General features: G+C 67.9%; 9 protein-coding genes and 1 pseudogene. 7 read left to right on the top strand and 3 right to left on the bottom strand.

What is annotated here, in order from left to right; all coding sequences use genetic code 11:
• Positions 1–97 precede the first annotated feature (97 nt).
• A complete protein-coding gene (locus tag ACFU5M_RS05980) occupies positions 98–1,609 on the bottom strand; it encodes an ATP-dependent DNA ligase (RefSeq protein ID WP_379044448.1) in 1,512 nt (503 codons plus the stop codon).
• A 93-nt stretch (positions 1,610–1,702) separates the two neighbouring features.
• On the opposite strand from ACFU5M_RS05980, the gene ramB reads away from it, so the two are divergent.
• The gene (ramB, locus tag ACFU5M_RS05975; protein ID WP_379044445.1) at positions 1,703–3,109 is read left to right on the top strand and encodes an acetate metabolism transcriptional regulator RamB; all 1,407 of its coding nucleotides are present in this window, start codon (positions 1,703–1,705) and stop codon (positions 3,107–3,109) included.
• A 12-nt stretch (positions 3,110–3,121) separates the two neighbouring features.
• Here the strand turns inward: ramB and ACFU5M_RS05970 are convergent, their stop codons facing one another.
• Entirely contained in the window at positions 3,122–4,348 is a 1,227-nt protein-coding gene (locus ACFU5M_RS05970) for an MFS transporter (protein WP_379044442.1), read from the bottom strand.
• 73 nt (positions 4,349–4,421) lie between these two features.
• On the opposite strand from ACFU5M_RS05970, the gene ACFU5M_RS05965 reads away from it, so the two are divergent.
• Complete coding sequence (locus ACFU5M_RS05965; protein WP_379044439.1) at positions 4,422–5,264, top strand: TetR/AcrR family transcriptional regulator; 843 nt, start codon at positions 4,422–4,424, stop codon at positions 5,262–5,264.
• Between the two features lie 270 nt (positions 5,265–5,534).
• Here the strand turns inward: ACFU5M_RS05965 and ACFU5M_RS05960 are convergent, their stop codons facing one another.
• Positions 5,535–7,364, bottom strand: a complete 1,830-nt coding sequence (locus tag ACFU5M_RS05960; protein ID WP_379044436.1) for an acyl-CoA dehydrogenase — start codon at positions 7,362–7,364, stop codon at positions 5,535–5,537.
• 374 nt (positions 7,365–7,738) lie between these two features.
• Between ACFU5M_RS05960 and urtA the strand changes: the two genes are divergently transcribed.
• From urtA to ACFU5M_RS05935, 5 genes and pseudogenes are all read left to right on the top strand, one after another.
• The gene (gene urtA / locus ACFU5M_RS05955; protein WP_379044433.1) at positions 7,739–9,013 is read left to right on the top strand and encodes an urea ABC transporter substrate-binding protein; all 1,275 of its coding nucleotides are present in this window, start codon (positions 7,739–7,741) and stop codon (positions 9,011–9,013) included.
• Positions 9,014–9,143: 130 nt separating this feature from the next.
• Complete coding sequence (gene urtB / locus ACFU5M_RS05950) at positions 9,144–10,028, top strand: urea ABC transporter permease subunit UrtB (RefSeq protein ID WP_379044430.1); 885 nt, start codon at positions 9,144–9,146, stop codon at positions 10,026–10,028.
• Complete coding sequence (urtC, locus tag ACFU5M_RS05945) at positions 10,025–11,170, top strand: urea ABC transporter permease subunit UrtC (RefSeq protein ID WP_379044427.1); 1,146 nt, start codon at positions 10,025–10,027, stop codon at positions 11,168–11,170. The genes urtB and urtC overlap by 4 nt, the downstream gene beginning before the upstream one ends.
• Positions 11,167–12,021 (top strand): urea ABC transporter ATP-binding protein UrtD, encoded by an 855-nt coding sequence (gene urtD / locus ACFU5M_RS05940; protein WP_379044424.1) that lies wholly within the window; start codon positions 11,167–11,169, stop codon positions 12,019–12,021. The genes urtC and urtD overlap by 4 nt, the downstream gene beginning before the upstream one ends.
• A pseudogene (locus ACFU5M_RS05935) lies at positions 12,014–12,556 on the top strand (ATP-binding cassette domain-containing protein); the annotation flags it as partial. The gene urtD and the pseudogene ACFU5M_RS05935, both read left to right, overlap by 8 nt.
• Between the last annotated feature and the right edge of the window lie 73 nt (positions 12,557–12,629).

Genomic DNA, 12,629 nt, shown 5'->3' with positions numbered 1-12,629 from the left:
GAACCTTGCGCTGCCATCCTTACAGTGGCGGGATTCGCCGCGCACGCCCGACACGCACCCGGCGCGGGAGCGAGCGCGCTTCACATCGCCGCGACGGTCACGGCAGCAGCGCGCGGATGGTGTCGATGGTGTCCGCGTCGGCAGGTTCTTTGTCGGGGCGGTAGCGCACCACCCGTGCGAAGCGCAACGCGACACCGCCGGGATAGCGCGGACTGGTCTGCACGCCGTCCAACGCGATCTCGACCACGAGCCTCGGCCACAGGTACACGGTGTGCTGATCGCGCGAGCGCTCGTGGCGCGGGAATTCGGCGGTCTGCCAGTGCAACAGCGCGTCGGTGAGTCCTTTGAAGGTCTTGCCCACCATCACCGGCTCGCCGCCGTCCGGGTCGCGGGCGCCGAGATGCAGGTTCGACAGGTAGCCGGTGCGGCGGCCGTAGCCCCATTCCGCGCCGAGCACGATCAGGTCGAGCGTGTGCGTCGGCTTGATCTTCTGCCAGGCCCGGCCCCGCCTGCCCGCCGCGTACGGCGCGGTCAACGACTTGATCATGACGCCCTCGTGGCCCGCGGCCAGCGCGCCGTCGAAGTATTCGGCGGCCGCCTCGGCATCCGGCCGCAGCAGCGCCGGAATGGCGTGCGCACCCGCCACCTTCGTCAGCGCGGCGCGCCGCTCGGACAGCGGAGCGTCGAGCAGGTCCCGGCCGTCCAGGTGCAGACAGTCGAAGAAGTACGGATGCAGCAGCAGCTCCCGGGTAGAACTCACCTCGGCGAAACGGCTCATCGTCTCCTGGAACGGACGCGGCCGCCCGGCGTCGGTGAGCGCCAGCGTCTCCCCGTCCAGCACGACGCTCGTGCAGTCCAGGCCGGCGACCAGCTCGACGAGTTCGGGCACGCCCGCGGTGATCTCCCGCAGCGTCCTGGTGAAGATCCGGACCCGGTCGCCGTCCCGGTGCACCTGGATGCGGGCGCCGTCCAGCTTGTGCTCGACGCTCACCTCGCCCTCGAACTCGATCAGCGCCTCGTCCAGCGTCGCACCGGGCGAGGCCAGCATGGGCTGGATCGGACGGCCGACTTCGAGCCGGAACTCCGCGAGCGCGGCGACGCCGCCGGTCAGCGCCGCGACGGCGGTGACCGGCAACCGCCCCGACAGCATGTACGCCCGGCGCACCAGATCGGGCGGCACGCCCGCGGCGACGGCGACGGCTTCGGCGACCACGGCGGTAAGTGCTCCTTGACGCAGCTCCCCGGTGAGCAGGCGCACCAGGAAGCTCTGCTCGCCCGCCGTCGCCGCGGACCACAGCGCGCCGAGCAGCTCCTTGCGCCGGGCGGCGGACCCGGCGCCGGAGGTACCGGCCAGCTCGCTCAGCGCGGCGTGCACCGCCGCTACCGTCAGCGTCGCCACCGGCGCGGGCGGGCGGTCGAGCGTGGTGAGCGTGCGCCACCCCGTGCCGATCCGCCCCTGCGGTAGCTCGCCGGACGCCCACGCCACGACGGGCGCGAGTTCGTCCGGAGCGGCCGAGGCCAGCAGCCCGGCCAGCGTGACGATCTTCGTCTTGCGTGACCTGGTCGCGCGCACGGTCTCCGAGGCCACGACGACATCCGCGAACAACACCCTGCCGACGGTAGCCGCCGGGTATGACACGTGCCTGCGAGGACTGTTAATCGCTGATTGGCATGGATGCGAAACCATCCATAAACTGGACGCATGGCCAAGACTTACGTCGGCGCTCGGCTGCGTCAGCTGCGGACCGAACGCGGGCTGAGCCAGATCGCGCTGGCCCAGCAGTTGGAGATCTCGGCGAGCTACCTCAACCAGATCGAGCACGACGTGCGCCCCCTCACCGTCCCGGTGCTGTTGAAGATCAGCGACGTGTTCGGCGTCGACACGACCTTCTTCTCCGCGCAGGACGACACCCGGCTCATCGCGGAACTCCAAGAGGTCGTGATGGACCAGGAGCTGGGCATCGAGGCCGACGCCCAGGAGATCGCGGACATGGTCTCGGCGCATCCGAGCATGGCCCGCGCGCTGGTCAACATGCACAACCGCTACCGCAACACCTCCGCCCAGCTGGCGGCGGCCACCGAGGACCGCTTCGCCGACAGCGCGGGCAGCGGCGCGATCAGCAAACCGCACGAGGAAGTGCGCGACTACTTCTACCAGCGCCAGAACTACATCCACGAGCTGGACACCGCCGCGGAGGACCTCACCGCGCGCATCCGTTTCCACGGCGGCGACGTGAACAGCGAGATCGCCAGGATCCTGCGCGCGCACGACGTGCGGATCACCGAACGCATCGATCTCGGCGAGGGCGTGTTGCACCGCTACGACCCGCAAACCCGCACCCTGGAGATCGCGCCGCATCTGTCCGGCGGGCAGCGCACCTTCAAACTGGCCGCCGAGCTGGCCTACTTCGAATGCGGCGAGCTGTTGGAGAAGCTGGTCGAGGAGGGCAATTTCGCGTCCGAGGACGCCCGCAAGCTGGCCATGCTCGGACTGGCCAATTACTTCGCCGCGGCGACGGTGCTGCCGTACACGCATTTCCACGAGGTGGCCGAGGACTTCCGCTACGACATCGAGCGGCTGTCGGCGTTCTTCACGCAGAGCTACGAAACCATCTGTCATCGGCTCTCCACGCTGCAGCGACCGTCGCTGCGCGGGGTGCCGTTCTCGTTCGTGCGGGTCGACCGGGCGGGCAACATGTCCAAGCGCCAGTCCGCGACCGGCTTCCACTTCTCCGCCAGCGGCGGGACCTGCCCGCTGTGGAACGTCTACGAGACCTTCGCCTATCCCGGCAAGATCATGACACAGATCGCCCAGATGCCCGACGGCCGCAAATACCTGTGGGTGGCTCGGACGGTCGAACGCCGCGCCACCCGGTTCGGCCAGCCGAGCAAGACCTTCGCCATCGGGCTCGGCTGCGAACTGCGGCACGCGGCCCGGGTGATCTACGCCGACGGCATCGACCTCGACGAAGTGCAGCCGACGCCGATCGGTGCGGGATGCCGAGTCTGCGAACGGGCCAACTGCCCGCAGCGCGCGTTCCCGCCATTGGGCAAGGTGCTCGACATCAGCGAACATCGCAGTTCCGTATCGCCCTATGTGCTGAAGTAGCGTCATGTTCGGTCAGGCGGCTCGCGCCCTTCGCTGCATCCGTAGACCGGCCACCGTCATACCCAGCGCGCCGACCAGCAACAGCGCCAGCGTCCAGGCGAGGGTCGCGAAGCCGTGAGGCGCCGCGGCGGCGGCGACCAGCGGGCCGATGGTCGCGCCGACGTAGAAGCTGAACATCGCGACCGACATGGCGGCGGCGCGGGATTCACCGCCCAGTTCGCCCGCGCTCTGCAGCACGGCCGGAGCGATGATGCCGAGCCCGCCGACCAGCACGGCCAGCAGGACGGCCAGCACGAGCGGATGGGTCCCCTCGAAGGTCGCGATTACCATCGCCGTCGCGGCGATGAGTACGCCCAGCACGATCTGACCGTGCTTGGACAGCCGGGCCAGCGGCACCGCGAGCAGGGGCAGCGCGATCATCACCGGCAGCGCGCCCGCGCGCAGCGCGAGCAGTTCACCCGAGCCCCGCACCACCCCGGTCAGTTCGAGGCCGGTGTAGACCCCGACCATCACCGCCATGCTCATCGCGCCCGCGATCAGCATCGGCACCAGCGCTCGGATGCGCAGCACCGCGGGAATCGCGGCGTAGCTGTGCCGCAGCGGCTTGTCCCGGCCGGTAGGCGCGTCGGCCAGCAATGCGGAGCGCAACGCAGGCGCCAGTACGGCGAAAACGATCGCGGAGGCGACGAACACCGTGCGCCACGGGAACGCGCCGACCATCCACTGCGACACGATCTGCGCGATCACCGTCGCCGCGAGGAACGACGTGGCCACCGACATGGTGGCCACGGCGCGGTGCGCGGGAGCGATGCGGGTCGCCACGTAAGCCATGATCGCGGGCGGAATCGAGCCGACCACCAGACCCTGCGCCACCCGCAGGGCGACGGCCAGCGGGGCACTGAACGCCAGACCGGTCAATAGTGTGACCACTGCCGCCACCAGCATCCCGATGACCAGCACCCGGCGGTGACCGTAGCGATCCGACAGCGGCCCGAACAGGACGAAGCCACCGGCGTAGCCGAAGGCGAACGCGCTGATGATCCAGGTCGTCACCGCCGAACCGACACCCCAGTCGGCCTGCATGGCGGTGAAAAGGGGGATGGGAACGTACATCTGGCCGGTGGCCAGCAATGCGGCCAGGACGAAGAAGGGCAGGGTGCGTCCGGTGTGGGCCCGCGCCGAGGTGGCCTGGCGGCGCGTCCGGGCCGGAGCCGCGGACTGAAAGGTGGACATTGCCATGGCTCGAAGGTAGGCCTGCGCCGAGCGTCTGTCAACCAAATAGTTGGTTTAATGCGATGGTAAAGTGGCCGCTATGACGGCCACGATGAAACGCAGTGACGCGACCAGGCAGGCCCTGTTGCGCGCCGCCCGCGACGAGTTCGCGCAGTATGGGCTGGCCGGCGCGCGGGTGGACCGGATCGCGGAGGCGGCCGGCGTCAACAAGGAGCGCATCTACGGACTGTTCGGCAGCAAGGACAAGCTGTTCGACGTCATCCTGATCGACACGCTGCGCGAGTTCATCGACGTGGTGCAACCGCTGGCCGACACCGAACCCGGCGCGTATGTCGGCAAGTTGTACGACTACCACCGGGACAACCCGCAACTGCTGCGCTTGATGCTCTGGGAGGCGCTGCATCGCGGCGCCGACGCGCACGACATCGATGGCTGGCGCGCCGCGCATTACGTGCGCAAATTCGACCGCGCACAGGAGCAGTTCGACGTCGACTCCGCCGACGCCGGCCGCCTGCTGCTGGCCCTGTGCGGCCTGGCCAACTGGTCACTCGCGGTTCCGCAAACCACCAAACTGCTGCTCGGTGAGGCCGCCGGCGACAGGGACACCACCCGGGCGTTCCTGATGGAGTTCGCCAGGGCGGCGATGCGCCGCGCCGCGTCCCCGGGCGAGCGGGAAACCCGCCTCCCGGAGATCGAACTGATCAATGGATTGACCAGTGACGACGAGCAGCCCGACGTGGACCGCGCCGCTCAACGACTCCGCGACGCCCAAGCCGCCGCCGAAGCCGCCCGCACCGAACTCGCCACCGCCCTGAAAGCCGCCCACGCCGCGGGCACGAGCGCCAACCAGCTCGCCAGACAGGTGTCGGGCACACTGTCTCGCCCCGTGGTGCTCAAACTGCTCTCCCAGTCGGAGACCTGACACGACGCCGCCCCCGCCGACCACCCGGTGACCGCAAACCACCCCGGATGGTCGACATGGCACGCGGTCGAGGGCCGACGCCAGCGCAGCCCGCAACCACCCAGACCGCGCGCTCGATGCCGGTCCAGCGGCCTTCACCCGCGCGGGGCGCGCCCACGTCGTCCAACACCTCGAATGCCGACGCAACCCGGCGCAGCTCGAGTCCCGGTTTCGAGCGAAGCGAGACCGAGCATGCGCCCGTTCGCGGCGCCGAAGTCGCGGCCGTTCAACTCAGAACGCGGCTTCGTCCAGGTTCATGATGTCGTCGTCGAGCGCGGCGACTATCCCGCGCACCGCGGCCAGCTTCGGCAGCACGTTCTTGGCGAAGAAGCTCGCGACGGCGACCTTTCCGGCGTAGAAGGCACGATCCTTCTCCGGTGCGTCGGTGGCCAGGGCGGCGGCCGCGATCTCCGCCTGCACCAGCAGGCGCCAGCCGATGAGCAGGTCGCCGACGGCGAGCAGGAAGCGCACCGAGCCCAGGCCGACCTTGTACAGCTCGGTGGGCGTTTGCTGGGCGGCCATCAGGAAGCCGGTGAGCGAGGCGGCCATCGCCTGCACGTCCTCCGCGGCCGTGCGCAGCAGGGCGCGTTCGGCGTCGAACCGTCCGGTCTTCGCGTCCAGGAAGGCCGCGATCCGCGCGTTGACGTGACCGAGCGCCGTACCTTTGTCGCGAATGATCTTGCGGAAGAAGAAGTCCTGCGCCTGGATGGCGGTGGTGCCTTCGTAGAGCGAGTCGATCTTCGCATCGCGGATGTACTGCTCGATCGGGTAGTCCTGCAGATAGCCGGAACCACCGAAGGTCTGCAACGACTCGGTGAGGTACCGGTAGGCCCGCTCGGAACCGACGCCTTTGACGATCGGCAGCAGCAGATCGTCCACCCGGTGCGCCAGATCGGGGTCGGCGCCCGAAACGAGCTGTGCCACATCGGCGTTCTGGTGCGCGGCGGTGTACAGGTACACCGCGCGCAGGCCCTCCGCGTACGCCTTCTGCATGGCCAGCGAACGACGCACGTCCGGATGACGGGTGATGGCCACGCGCGGTGCGGCTTTGTCGGTCATCTGGGTCAGATCCGCGCCTTGGACACGTTCCCTGGCGTAGGCGAGCGCGTTGAGATAACCGGTCGACAAAGTGCCGGAGGATTTGACGCCGACCATCATGCGCGCGTTCTCGATCACCTGGAACATCTGCGCGATGCCGTTGTGCACGTCACCGACCAGCCAGCCCTTGGCCGGGACGCCGTGGCCGCCGAACGTCAGCTCGCAGGTGGGCGAGGATTTCAGGCCCATCTTGTGCTCGACGCCCGTGACATACACACCGTTGCGCTCGCCGAGTTCCAAGGTCTCGGGGTCGAAGAGGAACTTCGGCACATAGAACAGCGACAGGCCCTTGGTACCGGGTCCGGCGCCCTCCGGCCGGGCCAGCACCAGGTGGAAGACATTCTCGGCGGTGTCACCCACCTCCGCGCCGGAGATGAAGCGCTTGACGCCCTCGATGTGCCAGGAACCGTCCTCCTGGCGGATCGCCTTGGTTCGACCCGCGCCGACGTCGGATCCGGCGTCGGGCTCGGTCAGCACCATGGTGCCCTGCCAGCCCTTCTCGAAGCCGAGCACAGCCCACTGCCGCTGCTGCTCGGTGCCGACGTTGTACAGCACGGATGCCATGACCGGGCCCATGTTGAAGAACGAGGCCGAGGGATTGGCGCAGGTGATCATCTCGGCCACCGCCCACACCAGCGCCGCGGGCGCGGGGGTGCCGCCCATGCCTTCCGGCAGGCCCAGCCTGCTCCAGCCCGCGTCGCGCACGGCGGCGACGGTCCTACGTAGTGGCTCCGGAACAGAGACCGAGAAGGTCGTCGCGTCGTAGGCCACCGGATCGCGATCGGCCGCCGCGAAGGAGTCCGCCACCGGCCCCTCGGCCAGGCGCCGGACCTCCGACAGGATCTCCCGGGCGGTGTCGGAATCGAGGTCGCCGTAGGCGCCGGTATCGAGGAGCTTGTCCAGTTCGAGCACTTCGAACAGGTTGAACTCGATATCCCGCAAGTTCGCCTTGTAGTGGCCCATCTGGTCCTCCTCGACTCGAGTCCGCGGCCCGCCGCCGCGGCTTGGGACGGTTCAGATGTCGTACGAGTCGAAGCGTGCCGCATCGCGGCGACGCTACGCAACCGTAGCCACATCCGCCCCGGCCAGCGGGTTTGCCAGAACCTCACAACTGTTCACCGCCCGTTTCCGGGAAAGGTTCACGCGGGCGAAACAGACGAAACGGACTTGTCATCGAGAGATATTCCGGCGCAACAACTTCTATCTACCGTTCGCAGAACGGATACAGCCGTTGTATACAGCCCCGTCTACAGCCGTGAGCGGGGCGAAGACGGCGGTATTCGATGCGGCGCCCAGCCGACGCCGTGGCAACACCTGATGAGGAGAGGGTTCGCCCCATGCCAGATTCCCGTGCCCCCCATCGCTCCAGGCGTTTGGTCCGAGCCATGGCGGTGCCCACCGCCGTCGCGCTCGCCGGCCTGTTGCTGACCGCCTGCGGCGCCAAGGACGACGCGTCGAGCTCCGGCTCCGGCGCCGCGTCCTGCGTCGACACCTCGAAGGACACGATCAAGGTCGGTTCGCTGCACTCCCTGTCCGGCACGATGGCCATCTCCGAGGTCACCGTCGCGAACTCGACCAAGCTGGCCGTCGACCAGATCAACGCCGCGGGCGGCGTACTCGGCAAGAAGATCGATCTGGTGCTCGAGGACGGCGCCTCGGACCCGAAGACCTTCGCGGAGAAGGCGGAGAAGCTGATCAGCTCCGACTGCGTCGCCGCGGTGTTCGGCGGCTGGACCTCGTCGAGCCGCAAGGCGATGAAGCCGAAATTCGAGAGCCTGAACTCGCTGCTCTACTACCCGGTCCAGTACGAGGGCCTGGAGGACAGCAAGAACATCTTCTACACCGGCGCGACCACCAACCAGCAGATCGTCCCGGCACTGGACTACCTGAAGCAGAAGGGCATCACCTCCCTGTACCTGGTCGGCAGTGACTACGTCTTCCCGCAGACCGCCAATCGGGAGATCAAGGCGTACGCCGCCGCCAACGGCATCGAGATCAAGGGCGAGGACTACACCCCGCTCGGCTCCACCGACTTCTCCACCATCGTGAACAAGGTCCGCTCGGCCAAGGCGGGCGCGGTGTTCAACACCCTCAACGGCGACTCCAACGTCGCGTTCTTCCGCGAGTACAGCAACGCGGGCCTCAAAGCCGCGGACATGCCGGTGATCTCGGTGTCCATCGCCGAGGAAGAGGTGGCAGGCATCGGCGCCCAGCACATCGCCGGGCAGCTCACCGCGTGGAACTACTACCAGACCGTGGACACCCCGGTGAACAAGAAGTTCGTCGCCGACTACAAGGCCGCCTTCGGCACCGACAAGCCCACTTCCGACCCGATGGAAGCCGCCTACGCCTCGGTCTACCTGTGGAAGAACACCGTCGAAAAGGCCCGGTCGTTCAAGGTGGAGGACGTGCGGGCCGCCGCCGACGGCGTCAGCTTCGAGGCGCCCGAGGGCCTGGTCACCATCGACGGCTCCAACCACCACATCACCAAGACCGCCCGCATCGGTGAGATCCGCCCCGACGGGCTCATCTACACCGTGTGGGACTCCGGCAAGGCCGTCACGCCGGATCCCTACCTGAAGTCCTACGACTGGGCCAAGGGCCTGAAGTAGTCCGCGGCTGTCCGCGGCCCAGCTACCGGTGGCCGCCCGGCGACGCAGTCGCCGGGCGCTCACGCGGAGCGCGCAATGAGGGGGGCCGCGGACAGCATCGGACAGCCGGACAACACAGGAGCACTTTTCCATGGACGTTGTGATCGGACAGCTCTTCACCGGGCTGAGTCTGGGATCGATTCTCTTGCTCGCCGCGCTCGGTCTCTCGCTGACCTTCGGGCAGATGGGCGTGATCAACATGGCGCACGGCGAGTTCATCATGGCCGGTTGTTACACGACCTACGTTGTGCAGAAGCTCATCTCGTCGGCGGGACTCTCGCTCGTCGTCTCGCTGCTGATCGGTTTCCTGGTCGGCGGTCTGCTCGGCGCCGCACTGGAGATGGGCCTGATCCGCTGGATGTACGACCGGCCGCTGGACACACTGCTGGTCACCTTCGGCGTCGGGTTGGTACTGCAACAGCTGGCCCGTGACACCTTCGGCGCACCCGCCAAGAACGTCATCGCGCCGGAGTGGCTCAGCGGCGGCGTCACGATCCTGGGGGCGGTGGTGCCGAAGACGCGCATCTTCATCCTCGTCCTGGCGGTGGTCGCGGTGATCGCGTTGGCCGCGGTGCTCCAGGCGACTCCGCTGGGCCGCCGTATTCGCGCGGTGGTGCAGAACCGCGGCCTGGCCGAAACCTCGGGTGTGTCGAGCCGTTTCACCGATATCAGCACGTTCTTCATCGGCTCGGGTCTGGCGGGCGTGGCCGGCGTCGCGCTCACCCTGATCGGCTCGACCAGCCCGACCATCGGCCAGAGCTATTTGATCGATGCGTTCCTCGTGGTGGTCATCGGCGGGCTGGGCCAGATCAAGGGCACGGTGATCGCGGCGTTCGCGCTCGGCCTGCTCAATTCCTATATCGAATACTCGACCACCGCGTCCATCGCGAAGGTCGTCGTCTTCGTCGTCATCGTGATCTTCTTGCAGGTCCGTCCGCAGGGCTTGTTCACCGTCCGGACAAGGAGTCTGGCATGACCACGCTCGTACAACGGTGGCGCGCGCATTCCTCGCTCACCGCGTTGGCCGGATTCGCCGTCGCCGCGGTCCTGTTGTTCGCGGTCGCGCCCGCGGTGCTCAGCGATTTCCGGCTCAACCTGCTGGCGAAGTTCTTGTGCTTCGCGATCGTCGCGGTGGGCATCGGGTTGGCCTGGGGCCGAGGGGGAATGCTCACCCTCGGACAGGGCGTGTTCTTCGGCATCGGCGCCTACATCATGGCCATGCATCTGCAGATGGCCGACGCCGCCCGGCTCGGCAACGACGTGCCGGAGTTCATGGAGATCGCGGGCATTCGCGAATTGCCGTCGTTCTGGACACCGTTCGCGTCGGCCCCGGTGGCGCTACTCGGCATCCTCGTACTGCCCGCGCTGGTCGCGGCGGCGCTCGGCTACGGCGTGTTCAAGCGCCGCGTGAAGGGCGCGTACTTCGCCATCCTCAGTCAGGCGCTCGCCGCCGCGCTGGCCATCCTGCTGACCGGCCAGCAGGCGATCGGCGGATTCACCGGCCTGTCGGATTTTCGCGCGTTCTTCGGGTTCAAGCTGTCCGACCCGGTCAACCGGCAGATGCTGTTCTTCATCGCAGCGGGCACGCTACTGGTGGTGGTCGCGCTGGTGCGGCAATTGATGCACAGCAGGTACGGCGAGTTGCTCGTCGCGGTGCGCGACCAGGAAGAGCGGGTGCGCTTCCTGGGATACGACCCGGCGAACGTGAAGATCGTCGCCTATGTGGTCGCCGCGTTCTTCGCGGGCGTCGCCGGTGCGCTGTTCACTCCGATCGTCGGCATCATCTCCCCCGCCGATATCGGCGTCGTCCCGTCCATCGCGTTTCTCATCGGCGTCGCGATCGGCGGCCGGACCACCCTGCTCGGGCCGGTGCTCGGCGCGATCGGTGTGGCGTGGGCGCAGACGGCACTGTCCGAAGAGTTCCCCTCGGGGTGGACGTATCTGCAAGGCGTGCTGTTCATCGTGGTGGTCGGATTCGTCCCTGCGGGCCTGGCCGGATTGTGGCCCATGCTGAAAGGGCTGCTGGACAACCGGTTCCGGCGTACTGCGAACCCGCCCGCGGCCGTGGTGGTCGAGGCGCTGCCGGAATCCGCGACGGAGAAGGTGGAATCGCGATGACCGAGACGTCACACGAACCCAAGCTCGGCGGCAACGCCGGAATGTCCAGCGAGTACTTGGAGATTCGCGGCCTGTCGGTGAGTTTCGACGGTTTCAAGGCCGTCACCGATGTCGATCTCACGGTCTTGCAGGGCGATCTGCGCTTCCTCATCGGCCCCAACGGCGCGGGCAAGACGACGCTCATCGACGCGATCACCGGTCTGGTCCCGGCGACCGGATCGGCGCAGAAGACCGGCGTGGAACTGCTCGGCGAGAAGGTGCATCGAATCGCCCGGCTTGGCGTCGGACGGACGTTTCAGACCGCGAGCGTGTTCGAGCAGCTCAGCGTTCTGCAGAACCTCGACATCGCCGCCGGCGCGGGCCGCTCGGCGCTCACCATGCTGCGCCGACGCAAGTCGGTGCTCCCCGCGATCGAGGAGGCGCTGGAGACCACCGGTCTGACCGGTCTTCGCGACAAGCCCGCCGGGGTACTCGCGCACGGGCAGAAGCAATGGCTCGAGATCGGCATGCTCCTGGTGCAGAACGCGTCGGTGCTGCTGCTGGACGAGCCGGTGGCCGGCATGAGCGCCGAGGAACGCGCGGAGACCGGAAACCTGTTGCGCCGCATCGGCGGTGACCGCGTGATCGTGGTGGTCGAGCACGACATGGATTTCATGCGTTCCTTCGCCACCTCGGTCACCGTTCTCGCGGGCGGCAAGGTGCTCAGCGAGGGGACCGTCGAACAGGTGCAGGCGGACCCGAAGGTCCAGGAGGTCTACCTCGGCACCGCCGCGGCCGTCGGAACCGAACTGGAGCACGCCTCGACCGCGCCGAGCCCGGAGTCATCCCGGAAAGGGGACAGCGATGCTTGAACTCACCGATATCCACTCCGGCTACGGCCGCACCGAAGTCATCCACGGTGTTTCGGTGACCGTCCCGGACGACAGCGTGGTCGCCGTGATGGGGCACAACGGCGCGGGGAAGACCACACTGCTGCGCACAGCCGTCGGATTGATCGGCACGAAGTCGGGCCGGATCGAGTTCGACGGGGAGACCATCACCGAACTGTCGCCGTCGCGGCGGGTGCGCCGCGGGATCGCGTACGTGCCGCAGGGACAGCAGAGTTTCCCGCAACTGACCACCGCGGAGAATCTGCAGGTGGTCGCGGACGGCCGCAAACGCGGCAAGGCGCTGGTCGATGAATCGCTCGACCTGTTCCCCGCGCTGCGCGAATTGCTCGCCCGGAAGGCGGGCCTGCTGTCCGGCGGCCAGCGCCAGCAACTCGCCATCGCGCGAGCGCTGATCACCGAGCCGAAGCTGCTCATCCTGGACGAGCCGACCGAGGGCATCCAGCCGTCGGTCGTCACGGAGATCGAGGACGCGATCCTCACGCTCACCGACGCGGGATGCTGTGCCGTTGCCGACACCTCATCTTCCGCGGCGCGGGATGAACCACGCCGCGACGCTGTCGAGTAAGCTC

The sequence above is a fragment of the Nocardia sp. NPDC057455 genome (assembly GCF_042802775.1).
Classification (GTDB): domain Bacteria; phylum Actinomycetota; class Actinomycetes; order Mycobacteriales; family Mycobacteriaceae; genus Nocardia.
This window is presented reverse-complemented; position numbering and strand designations above follow the sequence as displayed.

Bases quoted from the DNA above. Each gene is read 5' to 3' on its own strand.
- ramB (WP_379044445.1), top strand. From the start codon at position 1,703: ATGGCCAAGACTTACGTCGGCGCTCGGCTGCGTCAGCTGCGGACCGAA.
- ACFU5M_RS05970 (WP_379044442.1), bottom strand. From the start codon at position 4,348: ATGGCAATGTCCACCTTTCAGTCCGCGGCTCCGGCCCGGACGCGCCGC.
- ACFU5M_RS05965 (WP_379044439.1), top strand. From the start codon at position 4,422: ATGACGGCCACGATGAAACGCAGTGACGCGACCAGGCAGGCCCTGTTG.
- ACFU5M_RS05960 (WP_379044436.1), bottom strand. From the start codon at position 7,364: ATGGGCCACTACAAGGCGAACTTGCGGGATATCGAGTTCAACCTGTTC.
- urtA (WP_379044433.1), top strand. From the start codon at position 7,739: ATGCCAGATTCCCGTGCCCCCCATCGCTCCAGGCGTTTGGTCCGAGCC.
- urtB (WP_379044430.1), top strand. From the start codon at position 9,144: ATGGACGTTGTGATCGGACAGCTCTTCACCGGGCTGAGTCTGGGATCG.
- urtC (WP_379044427.1), top strand. From the start codon at position 10,025: ATGACCACGCTCGTACAACGGTGGCGCGCGCATTCCTCGCTCACCGCG.
- urtD (WP_379044424.1), top strand. From the start codon at position 11,167: ATGACCGAGACGTCACACGAACCCAAGCTCGGCGGCAACGCCGGAATG.